Consider the following 17,667-nt stretch of genomic DNA (forward strand, 5'->3'; position numbering starts at 1 on the left):
CCGTCCCCGACGGACGCCGCGCTGGCCGCCGACCTGGCGCTGCCGATCGAGGAGCTGGAGCTCACGGTCCGCTCCTACAACTGCCTCAAGCGCGAGGGCATCCACTCCGTGGGTGAGCTGGTCGCGCGTTCCGAGGCGGACCTGCTGGACATCCGCAACTTCGGTGCGAAGTCCATCGACGAGGTCAAGGCGAAGCTGGCCGGCATGGGCCTGGCCCTGAAGGACAGCCCGCCCGGATTCGACCCGACCGCCGCCGCGGACGCCTTCGGCGCCGACGACGACGCGGATGCCGGGTTCGTCGAGACCGAGCAGTACTGAGCGCTCCGCGGGGAGGCCGTACTGTGTCTGCGGGCCGGTTGTGGCTGGTCGCGCCCACGCGGCGGAGCCGCATAGCGCCCGCAGCCCCGCGCCCCTTCCGGACGGACCCCTTCGGGGCCCTGTCCGGATCTCCGACGGGCAACCGCTCGCTCGGATACTGACTCCGGTACCTGATACGGCCGGGGCAGACACCTAGGAGAAGAACCATGCCGAAGCCCGCCAAGGGTGCCCGTCTGGGCGGCAGCGCCGCGCACGAGAAGCTGCTCCTCGCGAACCTCGCGAAGGCGCTGTTCGAGCACGGCCGCATCACCACCACCGAGGCGAAGGCCCGCCGCCTGCGCCCGTACGCCGAGCGTCTGGTCACCAAGGCGAAGAAGGGCGACCTTCACAACCGCCGTCAGGTGCTCCAGGTCATCACGGACAAGAGCATCGTGCACACGCTCTTCACCGAGATCGGCCCGCGTTACGAGAACCGTCCGGGTGGCTACACCCGTATCACCAAGATCGGCAACCGCCGTGGCGACAACGCGCCCATGGCCGTGATCGAGCTGGTCGAGGCGCTGACGGTGCAGCAGAACGCCGTGGGTGAGGCCGAGGCCGCCACCAAGCGCGCGGTCAAGGAGGCCGAGGAGGCCAAGGCTCAGGAGACCACCGAGGCCCCGGCCGAGGAGGCCGCCGCCGAGGAGTCCAAGGACGCCTGAGGCACTGCCTGACGCCGGAAGCGGGTCCGCCCTTCGGGGGCGGGCCCGCTTCCGCGTTTCTTCCCGAGGGATCCGCCCTGAGAGGATCTGCACGTGAGTGACGAAGTACAGCCCGGTCATGTCCGCGTCCGTCTCGACCTGTCCTACGACGGCACCGCCTTCCACGGCTGGGCCAAGCAGGCCGGCGGCAGGAGGACCGTGCAGGGGGAGATCGAGGACGCGCTGCGCACGGTCACGCGGTCCGGGGAGACGTACGAGCTGACCGTGGCCGGACGGACCGACGCCGGGGTGCACGCGCGGGGCCAGGTGGCGCACGTGGACCTGCCCGAGCGCGTCTGGCGCGAGCACCACGAGAAGCTGCTCAAGCGGCTCGCCGGGCGGCTGCCCAGGGATGTGCGGGTGTGGGCGCTGCGGCCCGCGCCCAGCGGCTTCAACGCCCGGTTCTCGGCCGTCTGGCGCCGCTACGCCTACCGTGTCACCGACAACCCCGGCGGTGTCGACCCGCTGCTGCGGGGCCACGTCCTGTGGCACGACTGGCCGCTCGACGTCGACGCCATGAACGAGGCCGCGCGGCGGCTGCTCGGCGAGCACGACTTCGCCGCCTACTGCAAGAGGCGCGAGGGCGCGACCACCATCCGCACCCTCCAGGAGCTGAGCCTGGAACGCGGCGGGGACGGCGTCGTCACGGCCACCGTCCGGGCCGACGCGTTCTGCCACAACATGGTGCGCTCGCTCATCGGGGCGCTGCTGTTCGTCGGCGACGGCCACCGTCCGCCGGACTGGCCGGGGAAGGTGCTGGCCGCGGGGGTGCGGGACTCCGCCGTGCACGTCGTGCGGCCGCACGGGCTGACCCTGGAGGAGGTCGGGTACCCGGCCGACGAGATGCTGGCCGCGCGCAGCCGGGAGGCACGCAACAAGCGGTCCCTGCCGGCGGCCGGCTGCTGCTGAGCGGCCGCCGCCGGTTCCCCCGTGCGGCGGGCGGCCGGCTGTTACTGGCCGGCCGCCGCCGACGCCTGGGTCTCGCCGCGCCGGCGGATCTGCTGGAAGGAGAACTCGGCGAGGTCGTCGCCGGCCTTGAAGGCCGCGGTGTCCTTGTTCGTCACGCTCGTGCCGTTGGCGAAGCCGGTGAGGGTGAAGTAGGCGTAGCGGCCGTAGGAGTTGGTCGTGGAGCGGCAGACGGCGCCGTTGCAGAAGGCCTTCACGCCGCCGCCGGACAGCGGCTTGATGATGCTCTTGTTGTCCGTCGCGCCCTTCGCCTTGAGCGCCTGCGCCTCGGTGTCGAAGACGGCGATGCCGACCGTCAGCGCGACGCCGCCCTGGCTGTAGGTCACCCGCAGCAGGCGGGTGCAGTCGTTGTCCGTGAGGGCCTTGGCGAGCGTGCCCTGGGCGACCGCGGCGCAGTTCTTGCTGTCGTCCGTGGGGCCCTTCTTGTACACGGTCTCGCCCATGGTCAGCTGGGCGCCCGGGAAGAGGGTGTCCACGCTGAGCGGGGCCGTGTCCTTCTTCGCGCTGGATATGAAGTCCTTCGGGTCCAGCGGAGGCGGGGCGGTGGTCGGGGCGAAGGACGGCGCCGTGGCGGAGTCGCTCGGCAGGACGGAGCCGGGCAGTCGTGTGGCCGGCCCGCCCGACGCGTTGGTGTCGCCGTTCGCCGACACCACGGCCATCGCGACGGCGGCGCCGATCCCGACGGTGGCCAGCACGCCGCCGCCGATGAACAGCAGCCGGCGCCGTCTGCTCCGTGCCTCCGAGGCGTCGGCGAGCGCGGCCCAGTCAGGGTTCTGACCGCTGCCCCCGCTGTTCGGCGACTGCTCAGAATTCGGTTTCCAGGGATCCCACTGGGACTGCGAGCCCCCCTGCCCATAACTCATGGGGCGCATCTTAGACGGGCTCCGAGGGCCCTTCGCGCCGCCCGCGGCCGCTCTCCCGGGGCCTTCGGTGCACGCCGGTACAAAGCGGCGCGCCGACAGCCGATACCAGCCGTGGAGCGGCCGGGATCGCGGGCCTGGACGGAGGGGCGGGAACCGCCGGGACCCGCGGTCGTACACCCGTTTTGACCCGGCCAGGCCGCCCCGGGTATCCTGCATCTTCGTTGTGTATTGGCTTGCTCATTCTCACGGGACGGGCCCTTACACCGGTCCACCGGGCCGATGACCAGCGACCAGCACGCGGTTTGCGTCACCGCTGTGCGGTCAGGGCTGTCGTGATCGTCTTTGGTGACCTTGTCAGGACCACTCACTGAAGAAGCGAAGGCTACGAACCGTGCGTACGTACAGCCCCAAGCCCGGCGACATCACGCGCCAGTGGCACGTCATTGACGCCCAGGACGTCGTCCTGGGCCGCCTGGCGTCCACCGCCGCCACCCTTCTGCGGGGCAAGCACAAGCCGATCTACGCGCCGCACGTCGACGCTGGTGACTTCGTCATCATCATCAACGCGGACAAGGTGCACCTCTCCGGCAACAAGCGGACCCAGAAGATGGCGTACCGCCACTCCGGCTACCCGGGTGGTCTGCGCTCCGTCCGTTACGACGAGCTGCTGGACAAGAACCCGGAGAAGGCCATCGAGAAGGCCGTCAAGGGCATGCTCCCCAAGAACTCCCTGGGCCGTCAGATGCTCTCGAAGCTGAAGGTCTACAAGGGTGACCAGCACCCGCACGGCGCCCAGCAGCCGGTGCCGTTCGAGATCACCCAGGTCGCGCAGTAAGTCCGGCCACCCCCTAAGACTGAAGAGAATCTGAGGAGAATCGTGGCCGAGACCACTGCCGAGCAGCCGCTCGAAGAGCTTGACATCGACAGCTACACCACCGAGTCCGAGGTCCCCGTCGAGGGCGAGTACACCTCGGAGTCGATGGCGTCCCGCTTCGGTGAGCCCCAGCCGGCCGCCGGCCTGGGCCGTCGCAAGAACGCCATTGCCCGCGTCCGGATCGTCCCGGGCACCGGCAAGTGGAAGATCAACGGTCGCACCCTCGAGGACTACTTCCCGAACAAGGTGCACCAGCAGGAAGTCAACGAGCCCTTCAAGGTGCTCGAGCTCGAGGGCCGTTACGACGTCATCGCCCGCATCGCCGGCGGCGGCGTCTCCGGTCAGGCCGGTGCCCTCCGTCTCGGTGTCGCCCGTGCCCTGAACGAGGCCGACGTCGACAACAACCGCGGCGCGCTGAAGAAGGCGGGCTTCCTGCGTCGTGACGACCGTGCGGTCGAGCGCAAGAAGGCCGGTCTGAAGAAGGCCCGCAAGGCCCCGCAGTACAGCAAGCGCTAATCTCGACGGCGCCCCTGCACGTACTCCGAACGCCCCGGCGGCACGCCTATGTGCCTCCGGGGCGTTCGTTTATCGCAAAGCTTGGGCGTATAACGGCACAAGGTGCTCAACGGCTGGTGTGATCGGATGCCCGGAGCGTCGAATGCCATGGACCGGCCCACGGACCGGCCCTCTTCTCGAACTGACGCTTCCTCAGGAGGACAAGTGGGACGACTCTTCGGCACGGACGGCGTCCGTGGTGTCGCCAACGCGGACCTGACCGCCGAGCTCGCGCTCGGTCTCTCGGTCGCCGCGGCGCACGTACTGGCCGAGGCGGGAACCTTCGAGGGCCACCGACCGACGGCGGTGGTCGGGCGGGATCCGCGCGCGTCCGGGGAGTTCCTGGAGGCGGCCGTGGTCGCGGGCCTGGCGAGCGCGGGCGTGGACGTCCTGCGGGTCGGCGTGCTGCCGACACCGGCGGTGGCGTACCTGACCGGGGCGCTCGGCGCCGACCTCGGCGTGATGCTGTCGGCCAGCCACAACGCCATGCCGGACAACGGTGTCAAGTTCTTCGCCCGGGGCGGTCACAAGCTCGCCGACGAGCTGGAGGACCGGATCGAGTCCGTCTACGAGGAGCACCGCACCGGCGCGCCCTGGAACCGCCCGACGGGCGCCGGCGTGGGCCGGGTCCGCGAGTACGACGAGGGCTTCGACCGGTACGTCGCCCACCTCGTCGGCGCCCTGCCGAACCGGCTCGACGGCCTGAAGATCGTGCTCGACGAGGCGCACGGCGCCGCGGCCGGCGTCTCCCCGGAGGCCTTCAGGCGCGCCGGGGCCGAGGTCGTCACCATCGGCGCAGACCCGGACGGCCTGAACATCAACGACGGCTGCGGCTCGACCCACCTCGGCCCGCTCAAGGCCGCCGTCACCGAGCACGGCGCCGACCTGGGCATCGCGCACGACGGCGACGCCGACCGCTGCCTGGCCGTGGACCACACCGGCGAGGAGGTCGACGGCGACCAGATCCTGGCCGTGCTGGCGCTGGCGATGCGGGAGCGTTCCGCACTGCCCTCCGACACCGTCGTCGCGACCGTGATGTCGAACCTGGGCTTCAAGCTGGCCATGGAGCGCGAGGGCATCCAGCTCGTGCGGACCGCCGTCGGCGACCGCTACGTCCTGGAGGAGATGAAGGACAAGGGCTACGCCCTCGGCGGCGAGCAGTCCGGCCACGTCATCATCCTGGACCACGCCACCACCGGCGACGGCACGCTCACCGGCCTGATGCTGGCCGCCCGGATCGCCGGGACCGGCCGTACGCTGCGGGACCTGGCCTCCGTGATGGAGCGCCTGCCGCAGGTCCTCGTCAACGTGCCCGACGTGGACAAGACCCGGGTGAAGACCTCCGCCGACCTCGCCGCCGCGGTCGCCGAGGCGGAGCGGGAGCTGGGCGAGACGGGCCGCGTGCTGCTGCGCCCGTCGGGCACCGAGCCGCTGGTCCGCGTGATGGTCGAGGCCGCGGACATCGAGCAGGCCCGCTCGGTGGCGGGCCGCCTGGCCGATTCGGTGAAGTCGGCGCTCGGCTGACCGGTCCTACGGCAGGCCCTGGCCGGCCTTGGACGTGCGCTCGCGCTGCCTCGCCCAGAACCACTTCTGGGCGAGCAGGGTGAGCGTGCCGGCCAGGACGATGCCGAGCATGTTCAGCAGAAGCTGGACCGTCGAGCCCGCGGTCTGGGCGGTGTCGCCGTAGGCGAGCGCGACGGCCGCGTTCGCGGCGGCCGGGACGGTGGTCACGGAGATGGCCACACCGATCAGGGCGCCGGACTTGGCGGACGTCAGCGAGAGCGTGCCGGCGGCTCCGGCGAGGACCGCCACGACGAAGGAGAACGCGTCGGGGGCGTAGACGAAGGCGGTGTTGGGCCGGGCGCCCTCCAGCTTCGCCTTGCTGAACAGTCCGACGGCGTCCATGAACAGCGTGAAGCCGGCGGTGACCGCCATCGCCAGCGCGAAGCCGGCCAGCAGGGCGATCAGCGAGCGCAGGGCCAGCCGCGGTGCCCGCTGCACCAGGGCCGTGCCGATGCCCGCCAGCGGCCCGAACTCCGGTCCCACGGCCATCGCGCCGACGATCAGGACGGCGTTGTCGAGCACCACACCACAGGCGGCGATCATGGTGGCCAGCGTGAGGAACGCGAGGTAGGTGACCGACAGCGTCGACTCCTCGTGCGTGGCCTCCGTCAGCTCCTGCCACAGCACCGCGTCCGCGCTCTCGCCCGGTGCCGCCTTCTCCGCCCGCTCGGCCCGGGCGGAGAGCGTCAGGTCGGGGGTCTCGACGGAGACGGAGCCGCTGCGTTCGATGCCCAGCTCCCGCAGTCCGTCGAGGAGTTCGTCGGCGGCCTCGCGCGCGACATCGCACAGGACCACGTCACCGGCCGGGTCGCGGGCGGCGGAGGGCAGTACGACCAGGTGCGCGGTGCCGACCGTCGTCTCGATCAGACGCACCACGGCGTCGGTCCGTTCGGCCGGTGTGATCAGGCGCAGATGCAGCATGGCGGCAGCGTAGACGTCACAGTTTGCGCAGGCTCAGCCGCTGCACCTTGTGGTCGGGGCCCTTGCGCAGCACGAGCGTGGCACGGCCCCGGGTGGGTGCGATGTTCTCCACCAGGTTCGGCTTGTTGATGGTCCGCCACATCCTGCGGGCGTAGTCGAGGGCCTCCGACTCGGACACCTGGGTGTACTTGCGGAAGTACGAGGACGGGTCCTGGAAGGCCGTCGTGCGCAGCTTGCCGAACCGGTCCAGGTACCACCGCTCGATGTCCTCGGTGCGCGCGTCGACGTACACGCTGAAGTCGAAGTAGTCGGCGAGTCCGACCCTGGTGCGGCCGTCCGTGCCGGGCAGGGCGGGCTGGAGGACGTTCAGGCCCTCGACGATGAGGATGTCGGGGCGCCGCACGGTCAGCTTCTCGTCGGGGACGATGTCGTAGATGAGGTGGGAGTAGACGGGCGCGGTCACCTCGTCCTTGCCGGCCTTGATGTCGGCGACGAACCGGGTCAGGGCCCGCCGGTCGTACGACTCCGGGAAGCCCTTGCGCGACATCAGCCCCCGCGCCTCCAACTCCCGTGTGGGCAGCAGGAACCCGTCGGTGGTGACCAGCTCGACCCGCGGATGCTCGGGCCAGCGGGACAGCAGTGCCTGGAGCAGCCGGGCGACGGTCGACTTGCCGACGGCGACCGAGCCGGCCACCCCGATCACGAAGGGCGTGCCGGACTGGGAACCCTGCTCGCCGAGGAACGTGTTCAGCGCGCCGCGCAGCCCGTCCGTGGCGCCGACGTAGAGGTTGAGCAGCCGGGACAGCGGCAGGTAGATGTCCCGCACCTCGTCGAGGTCGATCACGTCGCCGAGACCGCGCAGTCGCTCGACCTCCGCGGCGGAGAGCGGCAACGGCGTCTTGTCACGCAACGCGCTCCATTCGGCGCGGGTGAGGTCGACGTAGGGAGTCGCCTCCGGCCGGGACCGGTGGGCGCTCCGGGGCATCGAGGAGACCGGAGAGATCACATTCCATTGTTAACGGAGTTCGAACAGCGCGCAGGGTGGGCTGTGTCACGTCGGCGGGGAGCGGGGATCACGTCGGCGTCACGTTCGGATACCGGGCCGTTTATTCAAGATCATCCCGGGGCCGCGGCACATAGAGTGCGGTGACTGGCCGGGGAGACCGTCCGCCGGTCCGAAGAGAAAGAGTGACCTTCCGTGAGTTCCCTCGTGGTCCGCCGTACCGCGCTCGCCGCGTCCACCGCCGCTCTGGTCCTGCTCGCCACCGCCTGCGGCGGTTCCTCCGACAGCAAGGACGCGAAGGCCGGCGGCGGCAGCACCGCGCAGGCCGACAAGACCGCCTCCGCCTCCGCCGCCCCGGCCAAGGCGCTCGGCGCCGCCGAACTGGTGAAGGCCGCGCTGACCCAGGCGGACGTCAAGAGCGGCAAGGTCACCGAGCTGCCGGCGAAGGACGACGTCGCCCAGGACAAGGTGAAGACCGGCGACGCCGCCTGCACGCCGCTGGCGCTCCTCCAGGCCGGCAGCTGGGTGGGCACGCCCGCCGCCACCGTGAAGCGGTCGTGGCTGGCCGACGGGAAGAAGCCCGCGGCGGGCGCCGACCCCAAGGTCGCCCTGCTGGCCGGACTCGACCGGGAGAAGGTCATCGTGACGCTCGCCTCCTACGACGACGGCGGCGCCGAGCAGGCGCTGAAGGACCTTCGGACGGCCGCCGACAAGTGCGCCGGCGGGTACTCCTACACGGCGGACGGCACCAGGACCGGGATCGCCGAGGTGGCCGTGGCCCAGGCGCCCGAGGGCGCCGACGAGGCCTTCGCGGTGACGCAGACCATGAACGCCGACGACGTCAAGGCGCCGGTGAAGGCCGTCGTCGTCCGCAAGGGCGCCACCGTGGCCTACCTCCCCGCCATCAACCTCGCGGCGGCCGTCTCGGGCAAGGACTTCGACTTCCCCACGGCGCTCGTCGACGCGCAGCTCGCCAAGCTGAAGTGATGGCGTGACCCACCGGGGCCCCTCCTGCCCCGGTGGGAATTTCCGATTTCGGGCACGAAGTCCCCGCTTTCGATGGGTGCGGGCCCGTAGGCTGCCGCCCATGTGCGGAATCGTGGGATACGTGGGGTCGCAGTCGGCACTCGAAGTCGTGATGGCCGGTCTGAAACGGCTGGAATACCGGGGTTACGACTCGGCCGGTGTCGCCGTGCTCGCGGACGGCGGGCTGGCGGCGGCCAAGCGGGCCGGGAAGCTGGTCAACCTGGAGAAGGAACTGGCGGACCGGCCACTGCCGACCGGTTCCACGGGCCTCGGGCACACCCGATGGGCCACCCACGGCGGGCCCACCGACGGCAACGCCCACCCGCACCTGGACAATTCGGGGCGGGTCGCCGTCGTCCACAACGGCATCATCGAGAACTTCGCCGCGCTGCGGGCCGAGTTGACCGAGCGCGGACACGAGCTGAACTCCGAGACCGACACCGAGGTCGTGGCGCACCTGCTCGCCGAGGAGTTCTCGGTGAGCGCCGATCTCGCGGAGGCCATGCGGCTGGTGTGCCGCCGCCTCGAGGGCGCGTTCACGCTGGTCGCCGTGCACGCCGACGAGCCGGACGTGGTCGTGGGCGCCCGCCGCAACTCCCCACTGGTCGTGGGCGTTGGGGAGGGCGAGGCCTTCCTCGCCTCCGACGTCGCCGCGTTTATCGCCCACACCCGCTCCGCGATCGAGCTGGGTCAGGACCAGGTGGTGGAGCTGCGCCGGGACGGGGTGACGGTCACCGGGTTCGACGGCCGGCCCGCCGACGTCCGCTCCTACGACGTCGACTGGGACGCGGCGGCCGCGGAGAAGGGCGGCTACGACTACTTCATGCTCAAGGAGATCGCCGAGCAGCCCAAGGCGGTCGCCGACACGCTGCTCGGCCGCATCGACGCGGGCGGCTCCCTGACGCTGGACGAGGTCCGCATCTCCGCCGCCGAGCTGCGCGAGATGGACAAGGTCGTCATCATCGCCTGCGGTACGGCCTTCCACGCGGGCATGATCGCCAAGTACGCCATCGAGCACTGGACGCGGATCCCCTGCGAGGTGGAACTCGCCAGCGAGTTCCGCTACCGGGACCCGATCCTGGACGCCCAGACCCTCGTCATCGCCATCTCCCAGTCCGGCGAGACCATGGACACGCTGATGGCCCTGCGGCACGCCCGGGAGCAGGGCGCCAAGGTGCTGGCCATCTGCAACACCAACGGCTCCACCATCCCGCGCGAGTCGGACGCGGTCCTCTACACCCACGCGGGCCCGGAGGTCGCGGTCGCCTCGACGAAGGCGTTCCTGACCCAGCTCGTGGCCTGCTACCTGGTGGCGCTGTACCTGGGCCAGGTCCGCGGCACCAAGTGGGGCGACGAGATCCAGGTGGTGATCCGCGACCTGTCGCAGATCGGCGGCGCGGTCGAGCGGGTCCTGGAGACGATGGAGCCGGTACGGGCGCTGGCGCGCTCGCTCGCGGACAAGAACACGGTGCTGTTCCTCGGCCGGCACGTGGGCTATCCGGTCGCCCTCGAAGGCGCCCTGAAGCTCAAGGAGCTGGCGTACATGCACGCCGAGGGCTTCGCGGCGGGCGAGCTGAAGCACGGGCCGATCGCGCTGATCGACGAGGACCTGCCGGTGGTCGTGGTGGTGCCGTCCCCGCGGGGCCGGTCCCTCCTCCACGACAAGATCGTCTCCAACATCCAGGAGATCCGGGCGAGGGGTGCCCGCACGATCGTGATCGCGGAGGAGGGCGACGAGGCGGTCGCCCCGTACGCCGACCACCTGATCCGCATCCCGGCCACCCCGACCCTGCTCCAGCCGCTGGTCGCCACGGTCCCGTTGCAGGTCTTCGCCTGCGAACTCGCCACCGCGCGGGGCAACGAGGTGGATCAGCCGCGGAACCTGGCGAAGTCCGTCACGGTGGAGTGACGCTTCAGCGCCTCCACGAACCTGCTGAAGACCTCGGCCGGAAGCGTGACGGTGCCTCCGGCCGGGGTTTTCGAGTCTCGGATGGCTGTGTGCGTGGGGGAGTTGGCGATCTCGACGCAGTCGTTGCCGTCGCCGGGGCCGGAGTAGGAAGACTTCCGCCAGTTGTCGGGGGTGGGCATGGGATGCCGCCTCAGTTGTCCGGGGTGCCGGTGGTCTTCAGAGCCCTGACGAAGGCGGTGAAGGCTCCGGTCGGGAAGGTGAGGGTGGCCCTGGTGGGGGTCTTCGAGTCACGGATGGCTATGTGCGTCGGCAAATTGGCGATCTCGACGCAGTTGTTGCCCTCGCCGCCGCCGGAGTAGGACGACTTTCGCCAGTTGACCGCGGTGGTCACGATGAGCCTCACAATTCCTTGGCCAGCCTGTGGATGAAGTCACGCGATCGGGAGGGATCGAGTGACACCTCTTCTGCTTTACGGAAGAGCGTTCGAAAGACGCCGAGTTGTGCCTCGGAGTCGATGAGAGCCGTGCCGTGGGGTGCGTCGCGAACGGCTGTGTCCAGTTTGGGTACCGTGCCGCCCGCCAGCATCATGTTGCTCCAGGCCCCCGCGAAACCGTCCAGGTCGAAGGGGACGACCCGCACGCTGACCTGGTCCGCCTCGGACAGTTCCAGCACACGGACGAGTTGCGCCCGTGCAGCAGCGCGGTCGCCGACCCTGATACGCAACGCCGCCTCATGGATCACTGCTTTGTACGGGACGGGAGTCGGCCCGTCGATGACGACCTTGCGGTCCATGCGGTGCCGGACCCGCAAGGCCACTTCGTCCTCGGGCAGCGCTGGTACCTGGTAGGAGAAAGCGGCGCGGGCGTAGTCCTCCGTCTGAAGGAGGCCAGGGATGCAGAGGAACTCGACGTCAGCCCGGTACGTGGCGTGATGTTCGAGTTCGGCGAGGTCCAAATACATCGTGGGAAGCAGGCCTCGGTACTTCTCCCACCAGCCGCGCGTCCGGTCGGTGGCCAGGGGCACGAGGGCGTTGATGAACTCGTCGTCCGCACAGGCGTAGTGGGTCGCCAGCCGGCGCAGACGCTTCTCGCTCACGCCGGCGAGGCCGGCCTCGATCTGGCTGATCTGCGCGGGGCTCACGCCAAGTAGCGCGGCCGCCTCCCGCGATGTGAGGCCGGCGCCATCGCGGAGCCTGGGCTGATCCGGCTCGTCGACGTGGCCGAATTGCTCGCGACCGAGCTGGTGTCCAAAAGCCGTGCGGCACACGAAGGGGCCCGCCGCGCTGCGGTTGCGGTGGGCCGCGGGGGTGCTGCGGATCGGGGCGTGGGACGCCGATCCCGCACCGCCCGAGCCGCCCGTGCCCCTGGAGCGCGTGGGCGAGGGAGAGGAGGGACGCGGGCTGGCGCTCGTGCGGGCCTGCTCCGACCTGTGGGGCTGGCAGCCCCTGGCCAGGGAGGGCAACCGCGGCAAGATCGTCTGGTGCGAACTGGCCACCGCCTGACCCGGGACCGCGCGCCGTAGGGTGCTCCGCATGAGCATCATCGGGGTCGGTATCGACGTGGCCGAGATCGACCGGTTCGCGGCGTCGCTGGAGCGGACGCCCGGACTGGCGGCGCGGCTGTTCGTGCAGAGCGAGTTGCTGCTGCCCGGCGGCGGGCGCCGGGGCATGGCGTCGCTGGCCGCCCGGTTCGCCGCCAAGGAGGCCCTCGCCAAGGCGCTCGGCGCGCCGGCCGGACTGCTGTGGACCGACGCGGAGGTGTACGTCGAGGACTCCGGTCGGCCGCGGCTGCGGGTGAGCGGCACGGTCGCCGTCAAGGCCGCGGAACTGGGCGTCCGCTCCTGGCACCTGTCCCTGAGCCACGACGCGGGCGTGGCCTCGGCCGTGGTGATCGCGGAGGGCTGACGCGCCCGCGTCACCGCTCCCGTCACCGGTCCGCGTGCGGGACCGGACGCATCCGGGGCAGACTCGACCGCATGCGTACCGCGTACAGCGTTGAGACGGTCAGGACAGCCGAGCGCGCGCTCATGGCGAGGCTCCCCGACGGCGCCCTCATGCAGCGGGCCGCCGCCGGACTCGCCGCCGCGAGCGCGGACTTGCTCGGGCGGGTGTACGGACGCCGGGTGGTGCTGCTGGTCGGCAGCGGCGACAACGGCGGCGACGCGCTGTACGCCGGGGCCCGGCTGGCCCGGCGCGGTGCCGGGGTGACCGCCGTGCTGCTCGCGCCCGGCCGCGCCCACCCCGGCGGCCTCGCCGCGCTGCGCCGGGCGGGCGGGAGCGTGGCCCCGGACGGCGCCGCCGGGGAGGCGATCGACCGGGCCGACCTCGTCGTCGACGGCATCGTCGGCATCGGCGGCAAGGGCGGCCTGCGCGCCGACGCCGCGCCACTGGCCGAGCGCGCGGCACGCTCCGGGGCGGCCGTCGTCGCCGTGGACCTGCCGAGCGGAGTGGACGCCGACTCCGGGCAGGTGCTGGGCGACGCCGTGCGCGCCGACCTGACCGTCACCTTCGGCACGCACAAGCCGGGGCTGCTCGTCGACCCGGCCCGCGAGTACGCCGGCACGGTCCGCCTCGTCGACATCGGCCTGGGCCCCGAGCTGCCCGCCGCACCCGAACTGGAGGCGCTCCAGCACGCCGACCTGGCCGCGCTGCTGCCGCGACCGGCCACCGAGAGCGACAAGTACCGGCGCGGGGTCGTCGGCATCGCGGCGGGCTCGGCCCGCTATCCGGGCGCGGCCGTGCTCGCCGTGTCGGGCGCGCTGCGCGGCGGGGCGGGCGCGGTGCGGTACGTCGGCCCGGCCGGGCAGGCCGTCATCGCCCGCTTCCCGGAGACGCTCGTGTCCGACCAGGGGCCGCACAAGGCCGGCCGCGTGCAGGCGTGGGTGGTGGGGCCGGGCGCCGGGGACGACGCGGCCACCGTCGCCGAGGTGCTGGAGACCGACGTACCCGTACTGATCGACGCGGACGGGCTGCGTCTCGCCGACCGCGACGCCGTACGCGCCCGTACCGCCCCGACCCTGATGACCCCGCACGCCGGGGAGGCCGCGGCCCTGCTCGGGGTGGCCCGCGAGCAGGTCGAGGGCGCGCGGCTGGCCTCCGTACGCGAACTCGCCGCCGCCTACCGGGCGACGGTCCTCCTCAAGGGCTCCACCACCCTCGTCGCCGACCCGGACGGCGGCCCCGTACGGGTCAACCCGACCGGTACGTCCTGGCTCGCCACCGCCGGCAGCGGTGACGTGCTGTCAGGTCTCGCCGGTTCGCTGCTGGCCGCCGGTCTCTCCGCCCTGGACGCGGGCAGCGCGGCGGCCTATCTGCACGGACTGGCCGGCCGGATCGCCGCGCACGGCGCGCCGATCGGCGCCCACGACATCGCGGAGACCATCCCGCGGGCCTGGCGGGACGTGCGGGACTGAGCCGCCAAGGGGGCCCGGCGGCGTGACCGGGCCCGCCGCCGACCCGCTTCTCGAAGGGCCGTCCGATGCCTCTGAGACACTGGGGGCGCGATGAACGACACAGCACACCCACGAACGGCGCCGCTGCGCGCCCGTGCCGAAATCGATCTGGCCGCCGTACGGGCCAATGTGCGGGCCCTGCGCGACCGCGTGTCCGGCGCCGCCGTCATGGCCGTGGTCAAGTCCGACGCCTACGGCCACGGCGCGGTCCCGTGCGCCCGCGCGGCCGTCGCGGCGGGGGCGACCTGGCTGGGCACCGCCACGCCCGAGGAGGCGTTCGCCCTGCGCGCGGCCGGTCTGCCGCCCGAGCGGGTGCGGATCATGTGCTGGCTGTGGACACCGGGCGGGCCCTGGCGGGAGGCGATCGAGGCCGACCTCGACATGTCCGTGAGCGACCTGTGGGCGCTGGCGGAGGTCCGCGAGGCCGCCCGGCAGGCCGGCCGTCCCGCACGTGTGCAGCTCAAGGCCGACACCGGACTCGGCCGCAACGGCTGCCAGCCCGCCGACTGGCCCGGGCTCGTCACCGAGGCCGTGCGCGCCGAGGCCGACGGTCTGATCCGGGTCACCGGGCTGTGGTCCCACTTCGCCTGCGCCGACGAGCCGGGCCACCCCTCCATCGCCGCGCAGCTCGCGCTCTTCCGCGAGATGACCGCCCACGCCGAACAGCGCGGTCTGCGCCCCGAGGTGCGGCACATCGCCAACTCGCCCGCCGCGCTCAGCCTCCCCGAGACCCACTTCGACCTCGTCCGCGCCGGAATCGCCGTCTACGGCGTCTCGCCCAGTGCGGAACTCGGCACCCCGGCCGACTTCGGGCTGCGCCCCGCCATGACCCTGTCCGCCTCGCTCGCCCTGGTGAAGCACGTGCCGGGCGGCCACGGCATCAGCTACGGGCACCACTACGTCACCCCCGGCGAGACCACCCTCGGCCTGGTGCCCGTCGGCTACGCGGACGGCATCCCGCGGCACGCGTCGGGCACCGGGCCGGTCCTGGTCGGCGGCAAGTGGCGTACGGTCGCCGGACGGGTCGCCATGGACCAGTTCGTGGTCGACCTCGGCGGCGACGAGCCCGAGATCGGCTCCGAGGCCGTGCTCTTCGGCCCCGGCGACCGCGGCGAGCCCACCGCCGAGGACTGGGCGCAGGCCGCCGGCACCATCGCGTACGAGATCGTCACGCGCATCGGATCGCGCGTCCCGCGCGTCTATGTCGACGAGGAGCCGGACGGGGCAGAGGGCGGGGAGCGGGCCGAGCAGGACGGGTGACCCGCGCGGGCACCCGTCCGCGGCAGGGCACCCCGCGCGGGACGCGGCACCCTCCGCACCCACCGGGGCCGGTGCCGGCCACTGAGGCGAACAGCAGTACGGCGAAAAGAGGAGCGGTACGTGAGCGAGAGCAGTGCGGGGGCCGTCGCGAAGGCCGCCACGGCGGCCGTCGCCTCTGCCGCGGAGGCGGCGGGCGGCTGGCGGCGGGCGACCGGCATCGCCGGCGCGGCGATAGGCGTGGTGGCGGCGGGCGCCGCCGCCGGGGTCGCCATCGAACGGATGACCGTCGGCCGCGGTATACGCCGCAAGGCCCGGCTCGCCCTGGACTCCGTGGGCCCCTACGGCGCCCTGCGCGGCACGCCGGGCAAGGCCCTGGCCGACGACGGCACCGAGCTCCACTACGAGGTCGACGACATCGACCCCGACGCCACCGCGAACCTCGCCCCGCGCCGCCGGCGGCTCTTCGGACGCAAGGCTCCCGCCCCCGTCACCGTCGTCTTCAGCCACGGCTACTGCCTCAGCCAGGACTCCTGGCACTTCCAGCGCGCCGCCCTGCGCGGAGTCGTCCGCACCGTCCACTGGGACCAGCGCAGCCACGGCCGGTCCGCCCGGGGCCTCGCCCAGAGCCGTGACGGCGTGGAACTGACCATCGACCAGCTCGGCCGCGATCTGAAGGCCGTCATCGACGCCGCCGCGCCCGAGGGGCCCCTCGTGCTCGTCGGGCACTCCATGGGCGGCATGACGATGATGGCGCTGGCCTCCCAGTACCCCGAGCTGATCCGGGAGCGGGTCGTCGCCACCGCCTTCGTCGGCACCTCCTCCGGACGGCTCGGCGAGGTCAACTTCGGACTGCCGGTGGCCGGCGTCAACGCGGTGCGCCGGGTGCTCCCCGGGGTGCTCAAGGCGCTCGGGCAGCGCGCCGAGCTGGTGGAGAGGGGACGGCGGGCCACCGCGGACCTGTTCGCCGGCGTCATCAAGCGGTACTCGTTCGCCGGCCGGGACATCGACCCGGCGGTCGCCCGGTTCGCCGAGCGGATGATCGAGAGCACACCGATCGACGTGGTCGCCGAGTTCTACCCGGCCTTCACCGACCACGACAAGACCGAGGCGCTCGCCCTCTTCGCGGACATACCGGTGCTGGTCCTGGCCGGGGTGCAGGACCTGGTCACGCCCAGCGAGCACAGCGAGGCCATCGCCGGCCTGCTCCCCGAAGCGGAGCTGGTGCTGGTCCCGGACGCCGGTCACCTGGTGATCCTGGAGCACCCGGAGGTCGTCACGGACCGCCTCGCCGACCTGCTCGCCCGCGCGGGCGCGGTCCCGGCAGGCACTACCGTTGACGGTTATGGAAGCACCAGCAGCACGGCACACCCCTGACCCCGGGTCCGTCGAGATCACCGTCACCGCCCCCGAGCAGATGCGCGAGCTGGGCCGCCGGCTGGCCAAGCTGCTGCGCGCGGGCGACCTCGTGATGCTCAGCGGGGAGCTCGGCGCGGGCAAGACCACGCTGACCCGCGGCCTCGGCGAGGGGCTCGACGTGCGCGGCGCCGTCACCTCCCCGACCTTCGTGATCGCCCGGGTGCACCCCTCCCTGGGCGACGGCCCGCCCCTCGTGCACGCCGACGCCTACCGCCTGTCCGGCGGGCTCGACGAGATGGAGGACCTCGACCTCGACGTGTCGCTGCCGGACTCGGTGGTCGTCGTGGAATGGGGCGAGGGCAAGGTCGAGGAGCTGACCGACGACCGGCTCCAGGTCCTGATCCACCGGGCCGTCGGTGACACCACGGACGAGGTGCGGCACGTGACGGTGACCGGTGTCGGGGACCGGTGGTCCGCCGTCGACCTGGGCGTTCTGACCGCCTGAGCGCCGCCCGGAGTTTCCGACAGGACGTCGGCAAGTTCTTGCGCAGGGTGCTCCGGGCGTGGTCACATGGTGTTCAGCCCGTGGTTAGGCGCGCCTAACCACGCCCGCCCCCGGCCCTCAGGAGGCGTCCATGTCGGCCATGGAGAGCAGCGAACACCAGCAGCGGTACCAGTCGAGGCCCCGGCCGTACGCGGTGGGCGGTGTGTCCATGCGTGACCTGCTGGCCTCCTGCGCCGCCGCCGACGCCGTCTCCCGGCCGCCGCGCGTCCCGGAGCCCGCGGACCCCCGCACGGTGGAGGAGCCCCGCGAAGCGGCGTAACCCGATCGGCTGACTCGCGGACGACTGACTTCGGTGGCG

The 17,667-nt window shown here is 72.2% G+C and carries 19 protein-coding genes and 2 pseudogenes; 15 read left to right on the forward strand and 6 right to left on the reverse strand.

The annotated features are described in order from the left end of the window. From ACIOWN_RS18530 to truA, 3 genes are all read left to right on the forward strand, one after another. Window positions 1–318: DNA-directed RNA polymerase subunit alpha C-terminal domain-containing protein (locus ACIOWN_RS18530; protein WP_030173928.1), on the forward strand; the 318-nt coding region annotated here is incomplete at its 5' end. Window positions 319–524: 206 nt separating this feature from the next. Next, window positions 525–1,019, forward strand: a complete 495-nt coding sequence (gene rplQ, locus ACIOWN_RS18535) for a 50S ribosomal protein L17 (protein WP_100569758.1) — start codon at window positions 525–527, stop codon at window positions 1,017–1,019. A gap of 93 nt (window positions 1,020–1,112) precedes the next feature. Then, window positions 1,113–1,967, forward strand: a complete 855-nt coding sequence (truA, locus tag ACIOWN_RS18540; protein WP_362346643.1) for a tRNA pseudouridine(38-40) synthase TruA — start codon at window positions 1,113–1,115, stop codon at window positions 1,965–1,967. Window positions 1,968–2,008: 41 nt separating this feature from the next. Here truA and ACIOWN_RS18545 read toward each other — a convergent pair whose 3' ends face one another. Further along, on the reverse strand, window positions 2,009–2,887 hold the full coding sequence (locus ACIOWN_RS18545) for a hypothetical protein (protein ID WP_362346641.1): 879 nt from the start codon (window positions 2,885–2,887) through the stop codon (window positions 2,009–2,011). Window positions 2,888–3,278: 391 nt separating this feature from the next. Between ACIOWN_RS18545 and rplM the strand changes: the two genes are divergently transcribed. The 3 genes from rplM (at window position 3,279) to glmM (ending at window position 5,840) form a co-directional block, all read left to right on the forward strand. After that, complete coding sequence (rplM, locus tag ACIOWN_RS18550; protein ID WP_030173943.1) at window positions 3,279–3,722, forward strand: 50S ribosomal protein L13; 444 nt, start codon at window positions 3,279–3,281, stop codon at window positions 3,720–3,722. A gap of 42 nt (window positions 3,723–3,764) precedes the next feature. Further along, window positions 3,765–4,277 (forward strand): 30S ribosomal protein S9, encoded by a 513-nt coding sequence (gene rpsI, locus ACIOWN_RS18555; protein WP_010036632.1) that lies wholly within the window; start codon window positions 3,765–3,767, stop codon window positions 4,275–4,277. Between the two features lie 204 nt (window positions 4,278–4,481). Further along, window positions 4,482–5,840: a phosphoglucosamine mutase gene (gene glmM, locus ACIOWN_RS18560; RefSeq protein ID WP_362346638.1), complete on the forward strand. Its 1,359-nt coding sequence runs from the start codon at window positions 4,482–4,484 to the stop codon at window positions 5,838–5,840. Between the two features lie 6 nt (window positions 5,841–5,846). Here the strand turns inward: glmM and ACIOWN_RS18565 are convergent, their stop codons facing one another. Together ACIOWN_RS18565 and coaA are read right to left on the reverse strand one after the other, a co-directional pair. Beyond that, a complete protein-coding gene (locus ACIOWN_RS18565) occupies window positions 5,847–6,800 on the reverse strand; it encodes a DUF389 domain-containing protein (RefSeq protein ID WP_362346636.1) in 954 nt (317 codons plus the stop codon). 16 nt (window positions 6,801–6,816) lie between these two features. Next, window positions 6,817–7,785 carry a type I pantothenate kinase gene (gene coaA / locus ACIOWN_RS18570; RefSeq protein WP_401982929.1) on the reverse strand — a complete coding sequence of 323 codons (969 nt, stop codon included), beginning with the start codon at window positions 7,783–7,785 and terminating at the stop codon, window positions 6,817–6,819. Between the two features lie 213 nt (window positions 7,786–7,998). Here coaA and ACIOWN_RS18575 point away from each other — a divergent pair, with 213 nt between their 5' ends. Both ACIOWN_RS18575 and glmS read left to right on the forward strand, forming a co-directional pair. After that, window positions 7,999–8,790, forward strand: a complete 792-nt coding sequence (locus tag ACIOWN_RS18575) for a hypothetical protein (protein WP_401982780.1) — start codon at window positions 7,999–8,001, stop codon at window positions 8,788–8,790. A gap of 100 nt (window positions 8,791–8,890) precedes the next feature. After that, window positions 8,891–10,738 (forward strand): glutamine--fructose-6-phosphate transaminase (isomerizing), encoded by a 1,848-nt coding sequence (gene glmS, locus ACIOWN_RS18580; RefSeq protein WP_362346630.1) that lies wholly within the window; start codon window positions 8,891–8,893, stop codon window positions 10,736–10,738. Here glmS and ACIOWN_RS18585 read toward each other — a convergent pair. From ACIOWN_RS18585 to ACIOWN_RS18595, 3 genes and pseudogenes are all read right to left on the reverse strand, one after another. Continuing rightward, window positions 10,699–10,917: a DUF397 domain-containing protein gene (locus ACIOWN_RS18585; protein WP_362346628.1), complete on the reverse strand. Its 219-nt coding sequence runs from the start codon at window positions 10,915–10,917 to the stop codon at window positions 10,699–10,701. The genes glmS and ACIOWN_RS18585 overlap by 40 nt on opposite strands. 11 nt (window positions 10,918–10,928) lie before the next feature. After that, complete coding sequence (locus ACIOWN_RS18590; RefSeq protein ID WP_401982931.1) at window positions 10,929–11,129, reverse strand: DUF397 domain-containing protein; 201 nt, start codon at window positions 11,127–11,129, stop codon at window positions 10,929–10,931. Window positions 11,130–11,137: 8 nt separating this feature from the next. Further along, window positions 11,138–11,932, reverse strand: a pseudogene (locus tag ACIOWN_RS18595) (helix-turn-helix domain-containing protein); the annotation flags it as partial. Between ACIOWN_RS18595 and ACIOWN_RS18600 the strand changes: the two are divergent. From ACIOWN_RS18600 to ACIOWN_RS18630, 7 genes and pseudogenes are all read left to right on the forward strand, one after another. Continuing rightward, window positions 11,933–12,239: pseudogene (locus ACIOWN_RS18600) on the forward strand (ATP-binding protein); the annotation flags it as partial. It abuts the pseudogene before it with no gap. 30 nt (window positions 12,240–12,269) lie between these two features. Continuing rightward, window positions 12,270–12,641 carry a holo-ACP synthase gene (locus ACIOWN_RS18605; RefSeq protein WP_401982781.1) on the forward strand — a complete coding sequence of 124 codons (372 nt, stop codon included), beginning with the start codon at window positions 12,270–12,272 and terminating at the stop codon, window positions 12,639–12,641. A gap of 71 nt (window positions 12,642–12,712) precedes the next feature. Further along, on the forward strand, window positions 12,713–14,149 hold the full coding sequence (locus ACIOWN_RS18610; protein ID WP_401982782.1) for an NAD(P)H-hydrate dehydratase: 1,437 nt from the start codon (window positions 12,713–12,715) through the stop codon (window positions 14,147–14,149). A 90-nt stretch (window positions 14,150–14,239) separates the two neighbouring features. After that, window positions 14,240–15,448 (forward strand): alanine racemase, encoded by a 1,209-nt coding sequence (gene alr / locus ACIOWN_RS18615; RefSeq protein ID WP_401982783.1) that lies wholly within the window; start codon window positions 14,240–14,242, stop codon window positions 15,446–15,448. A gap of 120 nt (window positions 15,449–15,568) precedes the next feature. Next, window positions 15,569–16,822, forward strand: coding sequence for an alpha/beta hydrolase (locus tag ACIOWN_RS18620; protein ID WP_362346621.1), 1,254 nt, complete (start codon window positions 15,569–15,571; stop codon window positions 16,820–16,822). After that, window positions 16,791–17,309, forward strand: coding sequence for a tRNA (adenosine(37)-N6)-threonylcarbamoyltransferase complex ATPase subunit type 1 TsaE (gene tsaE / locus ACIOWN_RS18625; protein WP_362346619.1), 519 nt, complete (start codon window positions 16,791–16,793; stop codon window positions 17,307–17,309). The genes ACIOWN_RS18620 and tsaE overlap by 32 nt, the downstream gene beginning before the upstream one ends. A 130-nt stretch (window positions 17,310–17,439) precedes the next feature. Continuing rightward, complete coding sequence (locus tag ACIOWN_RS18630; protein WP_401982784.1) at window positions 17,440–17,628, forward strand: hypothetical protein; 189 nt, start codon at window positions 17,440–17,442, stop codon at window positions 17,626–17,628. Window positions 17,629–17,667 lie beyond the last annotated feature (39 nt).

This window comes from Streptomyces sp. NPDC087787 (assembly GCF_044743035.1).
GTDB lineage: Bacteria > Actinomycetota > Actinomycetes > Streptomycetales > Streptomycetaceae > Streptomyces.